Consider the following 17,077-nt stretch of genomic DNA (forward strand, 5'->3'; position numbering starts at 1 on the left):
CCGACAATTCGATCCGTATGGCCGCACCGCGTGGCGCTGCTCTTGGTCTACACCACCTTCCCGTTGATCTGGGTCGGCGGACTGGTGACGACCAAGAAAGCAGGCATGGCGGTGCCCGACTGGCCCAACACGTACGGATACAACCTTTTCCTCTATCCCTGGACCGAGTGGATCGCGGGGCCATTTGACCTGTTTGTCGAGCATGGGCATCGCTTGCTCGGTTCGGTGGTCGGCATGGTCGCGATCGCGCTGGTGATTGTGGTGTCCCTCTGCGACAAACGTCGTTGGATGCTGACGCTGTCGATCATCGCATTGATTGCGGTGATCGCGCAAGGCATTCTGGGAGGCGCGCGAGTGATCCAGGACGAAGTGTTGTTGGCCCGGATTCATGGTTGCTTTGGCCCGGCGTTTTTCGGACTGACCGTTGCGTTGGCCGTCTTCACCTCGCGTCGTTGGGGGGGGATTCAGCCAAGCAAAGTGGAGGGAAGCGGCTCGTTGCAACTGTTGGCGGTCACTACCGCAGCACTCGCCTACGTGCAGCTTCTGATCGGCTCTTTTTTGCGGCATGTGCCGGCTGGAGGAAACCACGGCGACTTCCGAGTCGCAGTGATTTTTCATGTGTTAGTCGCGTTTCTCGTCGTGGCGCATGTCATCGCACTGACGACTACGGCTTGGCGCAATCATCCCCGCGCGATCGCTGTGCGGTGGTGGTCGTTGACCGCATCGTTGATAGTAATGGTGCAGATTGGACTGGGCGTTGCTGCCTGGACGTTCAAATATGGCTGGCCAACTTTCTTACCGGGTGGCGAATTGATTCCAAGTTTTGTCATTAACGCCGAAAGCGTCGCTCAAGCAGGCGTCGTGACGGCGCATGTCGCTACTGGCTCTTTGATCGTCGGCGTGACGGTCGCGATAGCGCTGTACAGTTTCCGTTATTATTCGCCTGCTCCGGCTTCATTGGTTTCGCAAGCAGTGAAAAAATCAACGCTTCAGGGAGTCACGATATGAGCACGACTCCTTTAGCATTTGAAGAACGTCGCGCCGGTCGCATGGCGATCGCCGTCGACTATGTCGAACTGACCAAACCGAAAATTGCCGTGATGTTGTTGGCTGCGGTCGCCGTTAGCGGATGCGTCGCAACCTGGGGACAGCCCAATTTGTGGAATCTGTTTCATGCGATTTTTGGAACAGCCCTGGTCGCCGCTAGTAGTTGCGTTTGGAACCAATGGATCGAACGCCGCAGTGATCAACTGATGAAGCGCACGCGTGAGCGGCCGTTGCCTGCCGGGCGAATCAGCGCCCACTCGGCGGCCATGTTTGGCGCCGCGCTTGGCTCGATCGGCGTTTCTTATTTGCTCGCGACTGTTGGGTGGAAGGTCGCCGCGATCGGCGCGACCACTTGGCTGTTGTATGTCGTCGTTTATACGCCGATGAAACGGACGACTCCTTGGAATACGGCGGTCGGCGCTATCGCCGGCGCATTGCCGCTGCTGATGGGCTGGGCTGCAATGGGAGCTCCGTTTGATCTACGTGCGGCCGCGTTGTTCGCGATTCTGTTCTTTTGGCAGTTTCCGCATTTCATGGCGATCGCGTGGATCTATCGCAAAGATTACGCCCAGGCCGGGATGCAGATGTTGCCGGTGGTCGACCCAACCGGAGTTCGCGCCGGCCGCCAAGCGATTGGCGCCGCTTTGGCGCTGACGCTGGTCAGCATCGTGCCGTTTTTGAACGCTCCCTTGGATGGGGCTCCCTGGTGCGTCGCCGCGGCGCTCGCGCTTGGCGTGGGGCAGCTTTTGTTGGCGGTACGATTTTCGGTGCGTCGCGATGATCGCAGCGCGCGACACTTGCTGTGGGCGTCGTTGGTTTACTTACCGGCCATGCTTGGCGTGTTGTTGGCATTCCCCATTTTGTGACCTGTAGCGGAACAGACCAATGTCGGAAAATCACGACGATCATCACGAACATGGTCATATCCAACTGGAGTACCAGCCAGCGCTGCCGATCCCTAACGGCAAGCTCTGCTTGTGGCTATTCCTCTCGACCGAAATCATGTTTTTCGCCGGGCTCATCGGCGCTTACATTGTGCTTCGTTTCGGCGCGCCGACCTGGCCGACGCCGCATGACGTTCATCTGAGCGAGCCGATCGGCGCTTTCAATACGTTTGTGCTGATCTGCTCCAGCTTGTCGGTCGTGCTGTCGCTCGAAGCGGCGAAGTCGAACAAGACGGGACTCGCGAAAGCGTGGATGTGTTTGACGTTTGTGTTAGGGCTCTCTTTTTTGGGAGTCAAAGCGTACGAATACAAAGAAAAATTCGCGCACGGCATCTACCCGGCTCAGCCGCATGGCTTGTTGTATGACAAGCCAGACGTTTACTACGCGTCAGCGCTGAAAGTAGCGCTGGAAGATGAAGCGAAGAAGTATCCGATCGATAGCGAAGACCCGGTCGCGAAAGAACGTCGCGAAGTGTTGGAGTTGTTGCGAAACGGCTTGGTTCAATGGAACACGCGTCAAGCGACGCAAGCCACCAATCCGGTCGAAGCGCAGGCGCTGATCGATAGCATTGCGTACACCATTCAGCATCCGCACGAAGACCATGCCGAGCTTACTCGCCTGCAAGAAGAAAAAGGGACGCTAGAGACGCAATTGGCCGAACTAGCAAAGACGGAAACGCCTGATCCGCAAGAGTTGTCGCTGCTCAAAACCCGCATCGCGACGATCGACTTGCTGACCGCCGATGATGCGGCGATCTTGCATCACGGGGTGAATCACTCCTACGATTGGCTCGACTTACCGTTTGTGATTCCCAGCGGCAATATGTGGGCGAGCACCTACTTTCTGTTGACTGGTTTTCACGCGATTCATGTGATCGTGGGACTGATCGTATTCGCGATCGCACTACCGGCGACGTTGGGCGTGGGCAAAGCGAACTTTATCGAAGCCGCCGGACTCTATTGGCACTTTGTCGATCTGGTCTGGATCTTTCTGTTTCCGATTCTTTACCTGTTTTAACTCGCGTCAAGGAATCTCCGACGATGTCGCCTACCGAACACGCGGAATCACATCACGAAGCAGGCCATGATCACGAACATGAACATGGCGGCACCGGCAAGTATTGGGCCGTCTTTCTGGCCCTGTGCGTGCTGACAGGGTGTTCGTTTTTGACCTATTTCGAGATGTGGCATAACGCGATTCCCGTCAGCGTTAGCCGCGCCTTTATGATGGCCGTATCGTGCAGTAAGGCCCTGCTAGTCATGGCCTTCTTCATGCACTTGATCTGGGAAGCGAACTGGAAATGGGTGTTGACCGTTCCGGCTGCGATGATGTCCCTTTTTCTCGTGTGCATGTTGATTCCCGATATCGGCTATCGAACCTATCACTACAGCAGCCATCGCTGGAATCACACACCCGAACCGATTGAGCAGGAAGCGCATCCGGTCGAAGGCGCTACAGCTGTTCCGCAGCCTGGGCATTGAGAATGTCTTTGGCCGCAATCTCCATTGAAAACGTCTCGTACAGTTACGGTGCGCGACGAGCGCTCAACGACTTGTCGCTGCAGATCGAAGCAGGCGAGATCTTCGTCTTTCTCGGTCCCAACGGCGGTGGAAAGACGACGCTCTTTCGTCTGCTCTCGACGCTCGCGCCGCTGCAAGCAGGCAAGATTGATTTGCTCGGTTTCGATCTGGCGTCGCAGCGCGACCAGATTCGTCGCCGGATAGGCGTTGTCTTTCAGTCTCCCAGTCTTGATAAAAAGCTGACCGTCGCCGAAAACATGCGGCAGCAATCGGCGCTCTACGGACTAAGCGGCGCCGCCGCCCGAGATGCCGAAGATCGCATGATGCGGCAACTTGGCGTGAGCGATCGAGCAAGCGATCTGGCCGAGCAGCTTTCTGGCGGACTGCGTCGTCGCGTGGAATTGGCGAAGGGAATGATTCATCGCCCGCAGTTGCTGTTGTTGGACGAGCCGAGCACAGGGCTAGATCCTGGGGCACGAAGCAGTTTGTGGGAATATTTGCAGCGGATTCGGACAGAGCAGGGGGTGACAATCGTGTTGACGACCCATCTGTTGGAAGAAGCGGAAAAGGCCGATCGGATTGCGATTCTGGATGAAGGAACCCTTGTCGCGCTGGACCGACCGGCGGCGCTGAAAGCGTCGGTCGGGGGCGATTCGGTCACGATCACCACGCGCGGCGACGTCGAAGCGTTGGCAGTGCAATTGCGACAGATCGTCGCCGAAGAGGTGCGCGTGATGGAGAGCGCCGTTCGTTTTGAAGCTGTCGACGCATCGCAGCTAGCCCCACGGATTATGCAGTCGCTGGGAGACCAGATCGAATCGATCACTTTCGGCAAGCCGACCTTAGAGGATGTCTTCATCGACAAGACCGGTCGGCAGTATTGGCGAGAGGAGGCCTCCGATGGCAAGTGAAACGGTTTCGCCGATCGAGCCCAAGCCGCTGTTGGCCGCATGGTCGCTTTGCCAGCGTGAGATCGTACGCTTTTTGCGGCAACGCAATCGGATCATCGGCGCGATTGGTCAGCCTTTGTTGTTTTGGCTGTTGTTTGGCGCTGGGATGAGCCGCACGTTTCAATTGCCGGGGGCCGCGACCTCGGCCGGGGTCAGCTTTTTGGAATATTACTTTTCCGGAACGTTGATGCTGATCGTCTTGTTCACGGCGATCTTTGCGACGATCTCGATCATTGAAGATCGAAACGAAGGATTCCTGCAGTCGGTGTTAGCGGCGCCGATACCGCGCTGGTCGATGGTGCTGGGCAAAGTGATGGGGGGAGCGCTGTTGGCGACGCTGCAAGGCGTCCTCTTCCTACTGCTGGCGCTGACGCTGAAAGTGAACCTGGGACCGCTCAACTTCGTGGTGATGGCGGTCTTCCTGCTAATTGTCGGCATCGGTTTGACGTCGCTCGGATTTTTGCTCGCCTGGCGAATGGAGTCGACGCAAGGTTTTCACGCGGTGATGAATCTGCTGTTGATGCCGCTCTGGCTGTTATCGGGCGCCTTTTTCCCCGTACCGTGGATTGATGCGCAATCCCCCTGGAGCCAGGTTGTGATGCATTGGGTGATGCGTCTGAATCCGGTGACCTACGCAATTGCATCGCTACGAGAGATAATGTACTGGGGCATGGGGGACGCGGCTCCGTTGCCGGGACGCGGACTTCCGGTCGAAGCCTATTGGTCCCCCAGTCCTGTGACTGGCGTGGTCGTGACGATCGCGTTCGCTGCATTGATGCTTGGCTGGGCTTGTTGGGCCGCAGCCGAACCCAGAAGTGGAGACGCCTAATGAATAAATCACTCGCCTTTTTCTTCGCCATCATGTTCGTCCTCATTGGGGGAATGATGGTCTGGTTCGCCGCGAATGCGGCCAATCGCAACGGCGCGATGCGCGATGTGGATCATCCGACCGACAACGTCACCGTTCCGGAGGACGCCTATGTGGGCGAATTTGAGTTGATCGACACCAGCGGAGAGCCGTTTGATTCCAGCGAGCTGAAAGGGGACGTGTGGGTCGGCAGTTTCTTTTTTACGAGCTGCCCATCCATTTGCCGTTTGTTGAATCAGCAAGTCGCCGCTCTGACCGATGAGTTCGAGGGAAACGACGTGCGTTTTGTCAGCATCACCTGCGATCCGGTCAACGATACGCCGGAAGTGATGGCGAAGTACGCCAAGATGTTTGAAGCCGATCCGCAACAGTGGAAGTTTTTGACCGGCGACTTGGCGACGATTAAGGAGATCTCCGAAAAGCAATTTCACGTTGGTTTCGCCAAGCAGACGCACAGCGAGCGGATGTTGGTGGTCGATCGCAACGGAAAGTTGCGCGGCAGTTTTCTGGCGACGCAAACGTCCGACTTTCAAGCGGCGCGCAAGTTGATCAAAGAGTTGTTGGCCGAAGAGCCGGAAGCGGAAATGCCGGCGGAAGAGACCCAACCGGTTAAGCCGATGTCGTCGTTCACATTGACCGAACGCAACGGGGAGCCGTTTGACAGCAAGTCGCTGGAAGGAGACTATTGGCTCGGCAGTTTCTTTTTTACGACTTGCCCATCGACCTGCACGCTGTTGAATCTAGAGAATGCTCGACTTCAGTCCGAGTATGCCGATCGCGGCCTGAAGCTTGTCAGCATTACGTGCGATCCGGCGAACGATACGCCCAACGTATTGACCGGCTACGCCGAGCGTTTCGGAGCGAAACCAGACGTTTGGTACTTTTGCACCGGTGATCTGAAATACATCGAGCAAATCGGCGCCGGCTACTTTGACGCGATCGTGAAACCGCAGACCCACAGCGAACAACTTTATCTGGTAGGGTCTGACGGCAAAGTGATTGACTCGTACATCGCCGTCAATCCGATCCAGATGCAGCTCCTGAGGAAGAAGCTGGACGAACTGCTTGGCCCGCAGCCAGAGAAGTCGGAAGCAGCGGCGGAGCCAGCACCGGCTGAGCCGAAAGCGACCGACGAAACAGAGGCGCAGCCCGCCGCAGCCGCCGCTACGCAGGAGTAATTCACTTGGATCTGGTTCAGATATTGCCGCACGTCAACGCTTCGCTTAACGGGCTGGCGACGGTCTTGTTGATCGTCGGCTTGGTGCTGATCAAGCGGCGCCAGGAAGTCGCCCACAAGTGGACGATGCTCTCCTGCTTTGGCGTGTCGGTGATCTTTTTGGGTTGCTACCTGACGTATCACGCGCTGCTGCCAGGACATGGCAAAACGTTTCCCAGCTATCCGCCGGCGGCGGTTCGCTACTTTTACTACGCCGTTTTGTTGACGCATGTCGTGCTGGCGGCCGTGGTTCCCTTTTTGGCGGTCGCGACGATTTACTATGGTTTGCGTGACAATCGGCGTGTACACCTTAAACTAGCGAAGGTGACGTTTCCGATTTGGTTGTACGTTTCGGTAACCGGCGTCTTCGTTTACCTGATGCTTTACCAGATCTATCCACCGCAATAAAACGCTGGTTGCCGGCGTCGAGGATGGAATAACGATGAACTATCGACTGATGAAGTCTCACTTAGCGTCGATGATGCTGGCGATCGCCGTCGTCTTGATCGTCCAGGTTTCGATCGCCCAAGCGTGTCCGACCTGCAAATCAGGATTTGGCGAACGCTACGTCAACGCGTATGGCTGGAGCATCATCTTTATGATGGCGATGCCGTTCACGTTGGTCGGAGCATTCGCCGCTTACGTGTTTTGGTCGATCCGCACCAAGTCAGCTGCGGCGATCGCCGCCGGCTCTGACGAATCGGTCGCAGAGCTGGCGCAACGTAAATCGGCGCTGGGCGTTCCGACGCAGCCGCCGGTCGACGCGTAAGTTGCTTATCTAACTATGGAAGCCGTTCTTTCACGTCGGTTCGCGGATCCCAAAATTGATCGTGTCCGACCCACAGGCTGCGAGCGAACGGAAAGAAGATCAGCGGGAAGATCACAACGAACGCGAGCGCCGCGTACAACAACGTTTGAGAATCGGCTAACCCATTGAAGAGCAACAGCGGAAAAGCGACCGCCACGATCAAAGTTGTCAGGCCGTAGTTGAAATAGATCGAACCTAAAAAGAAGCCAGGCTCTCGCTCAAAGCGAGCGCCGCAATCCGGACATTGGTCGTAGGTGGTAAACCAGGTTTTCATCAGTCGACCTTGGCCGCAAACCGGACAGCGCAGGGTAAGGCTTCTCCGCACAAGTGTCCAAAATCTCATGGTTTCCCTCATTTCTTCCCTACAAAAGGGGAGCGGCGAACGTGCGACAATGATCGTAGCGTTTTCCCTTTCCTGCTGGCAAACGCCAAAATGTCGCATGCGGTATATCTGCGGTCGAATGTTGCAAATCGCCGGGCTCGTCCTATTGCCGCTGGTGATGCTGTTGGAATTTCAGCAAGTGCTGTCGTTTCGCACGATGTTAGCAGGGTTTTTATTTGGAACGGCCCTTTTCTACTTGGGGCGGGTTTTACTGGGGGATCCGCGGATTTAGCGCGACTGGGATCCCTGATTTTGTGATCTCCTGCCTGGGCCCTATACTTTCAACAGTAGCAATATCGTCCCGTTCGCGGCGCCCTCCTTCCTTTCCCTCCGGCCGAGTATGAAGTCCCTTCTCTCTCTCAAACGGATCTCGCTGCTCGCCGCAGCGATCGCGGTTGGGTTGTTGCAGGTCAATTTCGCTTCTGCGCAATTGCGGTTTTTGCCGCAAACGGCCCCGTCGCGAGGGCAGTTCTCGCTGACGGTCGACTTGCCGGAACTCAACAACGAATCGCAACAATTGCTGGTTCAACTCGAGCAACGTCTGCGCGATCGACAGTGGCAAGAGGCGATCGAAGGCTATCGCCGCTTGGTGTCGGCGCACGGCGACGAGCTTTTCGAGGCCGATTCGTTGACGCTCCAGACAGGCGATCAATATGTGTTCTACGTCGGTTTGCGTCGTCGACTGCATACGCAGTTGGCCGAAATCGCGCGGCGTGAGCCTGAACTGCTGATTCCGTATCGTGATCAGACCGACATCTCGGCCAAAGCGGCGTATGACGCCGCGATCGCCGCTCACGATCTGGGCGCCATAGAGCAAGCGATCGAGCGCTACTTTTTGGCGAGCAAGACCGATCAAGCGCTGTTGGCGCTGGGCGACATGCGACTGGAACGGGGTGAGTTCGCCGCGGCGCGGGCAGCCTGGGAGCAGATCGATCCGCGTTTGCGGTCTCCTTACGACGAAAAATCGTTGTTGTACGCGCTGCCGGGGCAACCGCTGTGGGTCGCCGTGGATGGCGTTGATTGGAAACAGGACGAAGCGGAGATCGTCAAGTTATTGCTGCAACCGGAGCGTCATTCTACGCATCGCTCGGTTCCCCAGTCCGAAATTCCGCTGGCCGATTTGTTGGCTCGTTTGACGCTTGCTTCGGCGCTGGAAGGAGACGCGACGCGGGCAGCGATCGAATTGGATCTGCTTCGGCGGCTGGCTCCGAATGCGGAAGGTTGGATCGCCGGAAAGCGACAACCTTATGATGCGGCGCTGCAAGCGATTCTCGCGACGTCGCAAGGGACGCAATATGCGCTCTCCTACGTCGATCATTGGGAAACCTTCGCCGGCAGCCCCACGCGCAGCGCGATCGCCGCCCAAGCGCCCGGCGCCAAATTGGTCGCCTGGTCGATTGCATTGCCAAAACAGGCCGCAACGATCCGCACGCCGGGATTGGCCGAAACGTCGCAGAGTGGAGAAACGCCGCTCAGTTTTTACCCGATCGCGGTTGGCGATCATCTGTTTGTGAATGACGCCAAACGGCTGCGGGCCTTCCAACTGCGCGACGGCTCGGCAGCTTGGCCGAGCGGCGAAGCGCGTGATCGAAAAAACGCCGACTACGGTGCGTTTCATCGCAGCACACCGGACATAGAAAACGGCTTGCATTTGGGGAACACCAATCAATGGCAAGACCGTCATCTGGCGAAGGTGGAATCGGCGATTGGCGCTCCGCGTTATACGCTTTCGGCCAAGGGACGCTTGATGGCGGCGCGGCAAGGAAACTCGCTCTCGGTTTATACGGAGCGCGCGTCCGAGTTCTCCAAGTCGGCCGAGATGTTCATCATCGATCTGGGGGCGGAAGGCCGAATCGCGGCGATTATTCCCGCCAACGAGCCAGGCGAAGACGAATGGGAGTTCGAAGGGACCGGCCTGATTGACGATGGTCGGCTTTATGTCGCGATGACGAAAAACGGAGTCCGTAGCGAGTCAGCGGTCGCTTGTTACGACGCGTCCACGGCGCGGCGCATCTGGCGACGGACGATTTGCTCGACCGAGCCGTATGGCGCCGGACTTGTCTTAGGAGACAAAGCGGGGCAACGCTCCCACAACTTGTTGACCATGTCGGACGGCGTATTGTACTACAACACCAATCGCGGCGCAATCTCTGCGATCAGCGCCGCAACCGGCGAGATCCAATGGTTAACCATTTATCCGCGCGGACCGTTGGAAGCGGGAACTTTGATTCGCGCCAATCAGCAATTGCTGCGTGAATTGAATCCGTGCGTCGTGACCGGAGATTTGGTGATGGCGATGCCGGCCGATTGCGATCGGATCGTGGCGCTGGATGCGGCGACGGGGAAACTGCAGTGGCAAACCGTACCCGGCGGCGTTCAAGCGTCTCATCTCTTGGGAACGACCAAAGAGGATTTGATCGTCAGCGGCGATCAGGTTTATTGGATCCGGCTTGATTCGGGGAGGATTCGGAGTCAGTTCCCCAATCCGCGTGATCCGCAAAATCTGCAAGCGGAAAGTCCTCCGCAGGGTTACGGACGTGGGATTCTGGGGCGTGATACAATATATTGGCCCACCTTGGAGGCGATCTACGTCTTGAAGCAGCAAGTCGATCAAGACGAAAACGTGATCGCCGCGCGAGAACCGATTGATTTAAAAGCGTTGGGGCTGACGGGAGGAAACTTGGCGATCTCAGGGGACTACCTGGTGATCGCCGGTGCGACGCAGTTGACCGTGTTAAAGAGCGACGCGTCCAGCGATCCTTCTCCCTAATTCATCGCTCGCCGATGGCGAGCGGCAGTACCTCCGGAGTAACGATGTTGGAAGAACAAGATATTGATTCCGTTCGCAGGCTCAACGCCGCCTACGAACAGATCACGCGAGAACTATCGAAGGTCATCGTTGGCCAGCAAGAAGTGGTCGAGCAATTGCTGATTTCGCTCTTCGCTGGAGGCCATTGTCTGTTGGTGGGCGTGCCGGGGTTGGCGAAGACGTTGATGATTCGAAGTTTGGCTGAATCGCTGTCACTCGATTTCAATCGGATCCAATTTACGCCGGACCTGATGCCGTCGGATATCACCGGGACCGAGGTGATCCAAGAGGATCGCGCCACTGGCCAGCGTGAATATCGCTTTATTCCTGGGCCGGTCTTCGCCAACGTCATTTTGGCCGACGAGATCAACCGCACGCCTCCCAAGACGCAAGCGGCCCTGTTGGAGGCGATGCAAGAGCATCAAGTCACCGCCGGCGGCCAGCGTCACCGCTTGCCGAGTCCCTTCTTTGTGCTGGCGACGCAAAATCCGATTGAGCAAGAAGGGACCTATCCGCTGCCAGAAGCGCAGTTGGACCGATTCATGTTTAACGTCCAGGTCGATTATCCGACCGCCGCGGAAGAATTGGAAATCGTGCGTCGCACGACGACCGACCATCACTCGCTGATCACGGCGACGTTGTCTGGCGAAGATATCGCGCAGTTGACGCATGTCGTCCGCAAAGCGCCGGTTGCCGACCATATCGCCGCCTACGCAATTCAGCTGGTGCGGATGACGCGTAAAGGCCGGGACGAAACGCCAGACTTTGTCGGCCAGTATGTTCAGTGGGGCGCTGGACCGCGCGCCAGTCAATATCTGGTGTTGGGAGCGAAATCCCGCGCCGTGCTGCAAGGGCGTACGTTTGTCACCACGCAGGACGTGCAAGCAGTCGCTCTGCCGGTGTTGCGACATCGTATGCGAACCAATTTTACCGCCGACGCCGAAGGGATCACGACCGATGATCTGATTCGTCGGCTCATCGAACTCGTGCCTACGGTCGCCGCAGATGAACAAGCCGACAAAGCGTTTAGATCCGCAAACGCTGGCTAAGCTGCATGGCTTGAGACTGCGGGCCCAACATATTGTTGAAGGGTTCGTCTCGGGTTCGCATCGTAGTCCCTTTCGCGGCTTCTCGATTGAGTTCGCCGAACACCGAGAGTATGCGCCCGGCGATGATTTGCGCTATCTCGATTGGAAGGTGTTCGGCCGGACTGACAAGTTCTATCTGAAGCAGTACGAAGACGAAACGAATTTGATCGCCTACCTGGTGCTCGACGTCAGCGAAAGCATGACGTACCGCGGCCCTACTGCGCCGTTGTCGAAACTGGAGTACGCCGAGTGCATCGCGACGACGATGGCCTGGTTAACGTTGCACCAACAAGACGCGGTCGGGTTGGCGACCTTTGACGACGATGTTCGAACGCTGATCGAACCGGGGAGCAGTCCGACGCAATTGCAGCAGTTTTTTGACGTGCTGGATCGTACCGAGCCGCGGCAAAAAACGGCGACCGGTCCGATCTTTCATCAACTTGCCGAGCGATTCCGGAAACGGGGCGTCGTGCTGGTCATTAGCGACTTTTTTGACGATGTCGACACGATGATCGCCGGGCTGAAGCACTTTCGGCATCGTCGGCATGACGTCGTGCTGGTCCATTTGTTGGATCCGGCCGAACTCGATTTTCCGTTTCAACAGCCGACGATGTTTCAAGGATTGGAGCAGATGCCGGAATTGCTGATCGATCCGCAATCGTTACGTAAAGCCTATCTGCGTGAGATCAACGCGGCGATCGATTCGCTGAAAGCCCAAGCCCGCGGCGCCAATATCGACTATTTGCAGGTGCGGACCGATCAGCCGCTGGATGTGGTGTTAAACGCGTTTTTGTCAGGTCGCATGGCTCGGATGCATACGTAAGGAAACATTGCCTGTGTCGCTTTTGGCCGTGAGCCCGTTTTTACTTTCCAGCGTCGGCATGTTGGCGTGGGGAGCGGCGGCGGCTGCGCCGATCTTGATCCATCTCTGGAATCGACGGCGACATCGCAATACGACCTGGGCGGCGATGCAGTATTTGATTGCGGCGATGAAAAAGAACTCGCGGCGGATTCAGATCGAACAGTTGCTGCTCTTGATTCTGCGTTGTGCGATCATGCTGTTGTTTGCGCTGGCGTTGGCCGATATTTCCTGCACTTCCGGATCGCCGCTGGCCTCGTCCGCCTCTCTGGATGCGCGACATACGGTGTTGGTGATCGATGGATCGTATAGCATGGACTATCACGAGAACGGCAGTTCGCGGTTCAATACGGCCAAAGCGGAAGCCCGGCACATCGTCGAAGCGACCTCGCAAGGTGACGGCTATACGCTGGTCCGAATGGGCCAGCCGCCGCTGGTCGTGATCGGTGATCCTGCCTATGACGTAGGGGACGTGCTGCAGGAAATCGACGCGCTGCAAATCGCCCATGAGGGCGCCAACCTAGAGACGACGCTGGCCGAAGTGGAAAAGATCTTGGACAGCGCGCATGCCAATCATCCCCGGCTGACGCGCTCGCGCGTGATCCTGTTCAGCGACTTGCAAAAGACGACCTGGGAAGGCGCGACTTCCGGCGGCGCCGCGGCCCGTTTTGAAGCGTTGGCGAAAAAGGGAAGCTTGAGTCTGATCGACGTTGGACAATCCGCTACCGGAAATGCGTTTATTGAGAACGTGCAAATGCTCGAGCCGTTCGCGACATTAGCCGCTCCCAGCACCTTTGAAATAGATATCCGCCGTGAAGGCGATCTGGGATCGGACGGCAAGAGCGTGCGAATGTTTGTCGATGATACTTTGGTCGGCCAACAGGTGATTGATCTGACGACCAGCGAAGCGGCGTCGGTGCAGTTCTCGCATCGCTTTGAAAAGCAGGGGGACCACGCGATTGAGTTTCGTCTGGACGAAGATGCGTTGCCGATTGATGATCACCGTTGGATTGTTGCGTCGGCGAAGGATCAAGTCCGCGTGCTCTGCATCGCCGGCAGTCCTGGCGCCGCCAAGTTTTTACGATTCGCGCTGCGTCCCGACGATCGAGCCGAAGCGTCCATCGCCCCAGAAGTGGTCAGCCAATCGGCGCTGGTCGAAATCGATCTTGCTCCCTACGCCGCGATCTTTGTCGCGGACGCGGCTCGTTTTACGGCGCAAGAGGCCGGCGTACTGATCGAATACGCGGCGACAGGGAAGGGAGTCGCGTTTTTCCTGGGACCCGATGCCGCCGCCGAAAATTACAACCGCCTGCTCGGATCGCAAGAGCACTCTTTGTTGCCGGTCTTGTTAGAGTCGCCCAGCGCCGAAGGAGACTATCGTTTTGACCCGCGCGGTTACGAACATCCCTTGGTCGAACCGTTTCGTGGACAGCAAGGGGGCGGACTACTGTCGACTCCGGTTTGGCGGTACTTCCGCGTCCAGCGAAACGAAACTGCCCGGACGGCGCTGTGGTTCGATACCGGCGATCCGGCGATTGTGTTGGGTAACGCAGCGGCCGGCAATCAAGGAGATGCGACCGACAACGTCGCGGTGATCTGCTTGCCGGCGGCGATCTCGACGGCGACCGGATCAGGGCAGCCTTGGTCGGCGTTACCGACCTGGCCTAGCTTTCCGCCGCTCGTGCAAGAGACGCTGGCTCAGTTGGTGCGGGGAGAGAGCGATCGGCAAAACATCTTGGTCGGTCAAGTGCTGCAAGGGCGACTGACTTCTAGTTCGGCCGCCGTCACTGCGGCGATCACGACTCCTCGCGACGAAACGCAGCGTCTCGGCCGCCTGCCGGATGGAAGCTGGGCGTTTGACGAAACCGAGACGAGCGGCGTCTATCGCTTGAAAGTGAGTGATCGACCCCACGCAGACGAACTATTCGCGGCCAATTTGCAAACCGTCGAAAGCGATCTGACGAAGGTTGCCCGCGACGAACTGCCGCCGGTGTTGTTTCAGGCGAACGCGGATGACGGCGCCTATTTTGCCGCGGGAATCGCCGCTGGAGTTCCGCTGTTTCGTATCCTTCTGATCAGCGTGCTGGCGTTGTTGTTACTGGAACCGGTTCTTGCCTGGAAGTTTGGATCGGCCGCCTTATGAATAACGCTTTTGATCGCTGGGTCTATTGGTTTTTCGCAGGCGATGCTGCGCGCGAAGCGGATGGATTGCAATCGAGCATTCAGTGGATCGCTCCGTGGGCGCCTTGGGTGACGATCGCCATTTTGTTAGGAGGGGGCGTCCTCGTCGCATCGATCTATTACCGCGAACGGACAACCAAACAACCGTGGTACAAAGCGACGTTGGCGACGATGCGAATCGCACTGGTCGCGCTAATCTTGTTTATGTTGTACGGATTGTCGCTGCGGCCTTATCGAACCGACACGCCAGACTTGGTGATCGCACTCGACGACTCGCAAAGCATGTCGCATGTCGATGCGCTGTCGGGCGAAGAAGCGTCGCAAGTCGAGTCCCGACTTTCCGCCGCCGGCTATCAGGAAGCGTCACGTTGGAATCAAGGACGCACGTTGTTACTTGCGGACGATTGGTTCGGCCAGTTGCAGCCGCATTATCGCTTGAAAGGTTACTTTATCGGCGATAGCGGCCGCGCCTGGAGCGGCGACGTCGAGCAATGGACCGAGATGTTAGCGTCCGCAAACGCCGATCGTCCGGCGAGTCGATTGGGAGACAGCCTAACCGAGATCTTCCAGCAACAGCGCGGGCGACCGACGGCGGCAGTGGTGTTATTGACCGATGGAATTACGACCGAAGGAAAGTCGCTCTCCGATGCGGCGGTGGTTGCGCGGCGGCGCGGCGCTCCGTTGTATGTCGTCGGATTAGGGAGTCGCCAACGTCAGTTGAACTTGCGGATTGAAGATCTCGATGTCGAACGTGCGGCGTTTGTCGGCGATCCGCTCAGTTTCAAGTTCCGCTTGGGCGCCGCCGGCATGGCAGGCAAGACCGCCCGAGTAACGCTCCGCCTGAAAGACGATCCGAAGATTTTGGCCGAAAGAACCGTGCCTGTCGCTAGTGACGAGATGACCCGGCAGTTGGACTTGCAGTTTCGTCCGACCAAAAAAGGAGATTACTCCTTTGTCGTCTCGGTGGAAGCTGGCGACGAAGAGATCGACCTGAGCGACAACGAAGCGACCGCGCAAGTCGCGGTTCGCGATGATGCGATCAAAGTGCTGCTGGTCGATTCGCAGCCGCGATTTCAATATCGTTACTTAAAAACGTTGTTCGAGCGGCAGTTGAAACCGGCTAGTTCGAGCGGTCGTCCCGAGAATGCGTTTGACCTGACTGCGATTCTGCAAGATTCCGATATGGAATACGCCGAACAGGACGCGGTGGCGGAACGTGCTTTTCCGTCGAGCCAGGACGAGCTGTTTCAATATGATGTCATCGTGATCGGCGACGCGAACCCCGCCTTCTTAAGCCGCATCAATCTAGAACTGCTGACCAAGTTTGTGGTCGAAAAGGGAGGCGGCGTGATCTTCGTCGCCGGCGACCAGTACTTGCCTTGGCAGTATGGCGGAACGCCGTTGGCTTCGCTGTTTCCCTTTCAAATGGATGGAGCCCAGCGCCCGGCGCCGCCGCTTACCGATTCGATTCCGGTCAAGCTGACCAACCTGGGGATGTCATCGCCGCCGCTGCAGGTTGGCTCCAATACAAGCGAAACGCTGCGACGTTGGGATTCGATCGAGCAGCTGTATTGGCTGCCGGAATTTCCGACGCTCAAACCGGGCGCGCAAGTGCTGGCGACCGCGCGCGATCGATTTGACGCCAAAGGCGAACCGATTCCGCTGTTGATGCAACAGTTTGTCGGCGGCGGCAAAGTAATGTTCTTGGCGAGCGACGATCTGTGGCGCTGGGAGCACCACGATCCTTTCTGGATGCAGTCGGTTCGGTATCTGGCGCGAGCTTCGATCTTGGGAGGCGGCTGGGGCGCCGAATTAGCCGCGAGTCGAAACGAATATGAACGAGGCGAACCGGTCCGCTTACGCGTCCGATTTTTTGATGATCGCAAAGCGCCGACCAGCGACCAGGGGGTGACCGTCATGATTGAGCAAGCAGGAGGCCGGCAACGGCGCATCTCATTGGCTCGCGCATCGGGAAGCCGCGATACATTTGAAGCCGCGATCAGCGACTTGCCGGAAGGGGAGTATCGGGCTTGGATCGCCGAACCGATCATCTCAGACGCGACCGAGCAGGCGGCGACTAGCTTTCGTATCGAAGCGACCGCCGGCGAAATGGCGCGATTGGCCGCTGATTTTGGCGAACTACGCGCTGCTGCGACGGCGGCCGGCGGAAAATTTTACACTTTTTCGGACGCGACGCAGTTGTTGAAAGACTTGCCTCCAGGGCGACAAGTCCGCATCGAGACGCTCTCGCCGATTCCGGTTTGGAATTCCTGGAAACTAGCGACCCTGTTTGTCAGTCTCATTATTGGGGAATGGCTGTTACGGAAGCGCGGAGGGATGCTCTAACGGCAGTCTGCGGCGTTTTCGACTGGAAGCCGCCGCCCAAAGCCCGGTATAGTGAAGG

The 17,077-nt window shown here is 57.6% G+C and carries 16 protein-coding genes; 15 read left to right on the forward strand and 1 reads right to left on the reverse strand.

The window, feature by feature from the left end; genetic code table 11:
- Positions 1 to 30: 30 nt before the first annotated feature.
- From M4951_RS06950 to M4951_RS06990, 9 genes are read left to right on the forward strand one after another with little or no spacing between them, the layout of a single operon-like run.
- Entirely contained in the window at positions 31 to 1,008 is a 978-nt protein-coding gene (locus M4951_RS06950; RefSeq protein ID WP_262025756.1) for a COX15/CtaA family protein, read from the forward strand.
- Positions 1,005 to 1,913 (forward strand): heme o synthase, encoded by a 909-nt coding sequence (gene cyoE / locus M4951_RS06955; protein ID WP_262025757.1) that lies wholly within the window; start codon positions 1,005 to 1,007, stop codon positions 1,911 to 1,913. Before M4951_RS06950 ends, cyoE begins: the two co-directional genes overlap by 4 nt.
- Positions 1,914 to 1,932: 19 nt before the next feature.
- Positions 1,933 to 3,009 (forward strand): heme-copper oxidase subunit III, encoded by a 1,077-nt coding sequence (locus M4951_RS06960; protein WP_262025758.1) that lies wholly within the window; start codon positions 1,933 to 1,935, stop codon positions 3,007 to 3,009.
- Positions 3,010 to 3,032: 23 nt separating this feature from the next.
- On the forward strand, positions 3,033 to 3,473 hold the full coding sequence (locus M4951_RS06965) for a cytochrome C oxidase subunit IV family protein (protein ID WP_262025759.1): 441 nt from the start codon (positions 3,033 to 3,035) through the stop codon (positions 3,471 to 3,473).
- A gap of 2 nt (positions 3,474 to 3,475) precedes the next feature.
- Complete coding sequence (locus M4951_RS06970; RefSeq protein WP_262025760.1) at positions 3,476 to 4,423, forward strand: ATP-binding cassette domain-containing protein; 948 nt, start codon at positions 3,476 to 3,478, stop codon at positions 4,421 to 4,423.
- Complete coding sequence (locus M4951_RS06975; protein WP_262025761.1) at positions 4,413 to 5,291, forward strand: ABC transporter permease; 879 nt, start codon at positions 4,413 to 4,415, stop codon at positions 5,289 to 5,291. Before M4951_RS06970 ends, M4951_RS06975 begins: the two co-directional genes overlap by 11 nt.
- Positions 5,291 to 6,508: an SCO family protein gene (locus M4951_RS06980; RefSeq protein WP_262025762.1), complete on the forward strand. Its 1,218-nt coding sequence runs from the start codon at positions 5,291 to 5,293 to the stop codon at positions 6,506 to 6,508. Before M4951_RS06975 ends, M4951_RS06980 begins: the two co-directional genes overlap by 1 nt.
- Positions 6,509 to 6,513: 5 nt before the next feature.
- A complete protein-coding gene (locus M4951_RS06985; RefSeq protein WP_262025763.1) occupies positions 6,514 to 6,954 on the forward strand; it encodes a DUF420 domain-containing protein in 441 nt (146 codons plus the stop codon).
- A 34-nt stretch (positions 6,955 to 6,988) separates the two neighbouring features.
- The gene (locus tag M4951_RS06990) at positions 6,989 to 7,315 is read left to right on the forward strand and encodes a hypothetical protein (RefSeq protein WP_262025764.1); all 327 of its coding nucleotides are present in this window, start codon (positions 6,989 to 6,991) and stop codon (positions 7,313 to 7,315) included.
- A gap of 13 nt (positions 7,316 to 7,328) precedes the next feature.
- On the opposite strand, the gene M4951_RS06995 is transcribed toward M4951_RS06990, so the two are convergent.
- Complete coding sequence (locus tag M4951_RS06995) at positions 7,329 to 7,628, reverse strand: DUF983 domain-containing protein (protein ID WP_262025765.1); 300 nt, start codon at positions 7,626 to 7,628, stop codon at positions 7,329 to 7,331.
- A 166-nt stretch (positions 7,629 to 7,794) separates the two neighbouring features.
- Here M4951_RS06995 and M4951_RS07000 point away from each other — a divergent pair, with 166 nt between their 5' ends.
- The 6 genes from M4951_RS07000 (at position 7,795) to M4951_RS07025 (ending at position 17,019) form a co-directional block, all read left to right on the forward strand.
- The gene (locus M4951_RS07000; RefSeq protein ID WP_262025766.1) at positions 7,795 to 7,968 is read left to right on the forward strand and encodes a hypothetical protein; all 174 of its coding nucleotides are present in this window, start codon (positions 7,795 to 7,797) and stop codon (positions 7,966 to 7,968) included.
- Positions 7,969 to 8,076: 108 nt separating this feature from the next.
- Entirely contained in the window at positions 8,077 to 10,506 is a 2,430-nt protein-coding gene (locus M4951_RS07005) for a PQQ-like beta-propeller repeat protein (RefSeq protein ID WP_262025767.1), read from the forward strand.
- A gap of 44 nt (positions 10,507 to 10,550) precedes the next feature.
- Positions 10,551 to 11,594, forward strand: coding sequence for an AAA family ATPase (locus M4951_RS07010; protein WP_262025768.1), 1,044 nt, complete (start codon positions 10,551 to 10,553; stop codon positions 11,592 to 11,594).
- Positions 11,551 to 12,456, forward strand: a complete 906-nt coding sequence (locus M4951_RS07015; RefSeq protein WP_262025769.1) for a DUF58 domain-containing protein — start codon at positions 11,551 to 11,553, stop codon at positions 12,454 to 12,456. The genes M4951_RS07010 and M4951_RS07015 overlap by 44 nt, the downstream gene beginning before the upstream one ends.
- A gap of 13 nt (positions 12,457 to 12,469) precedes the next feature.
- Positions 12,470 to 14,635, forward strand: coding sequence for a VWA domain-containing protein (locus M4951_RS07020; protein WP_262025770.1), 2,166 nt, complete (start codon positions 12,470 to 12,472; stop codon positions 14,633 to 14,635).
- Positions 14,632 to 17,019 carry a hypothetical protein gene (locus M4951_RS07025; protein ID WP_262025771.1) on the forward strand — a complete coding sequence of 796 codons (2,388 nt, stop codon included), beginning with the start codon at positions 14,632 to 14,634 and terminating at the stop codon, positions 17,017 to 17,019. Before M4951_RS07020 ends, M4951_RS07025 begins: the two co-directional genes overlap by 4 nt.
- The last annotated feature ends 58 nt before the right edge of the window (positions 17,020 to 17,077 follow it).

The organism is Blastopirellula sp. J2-11 (genome assembly GCF_024584705.1).
Lineage (GTDB): Bacteria > Planctomycetota > Planctomycetia > Pirellulales > Pirellulaceae > Blastopirellula.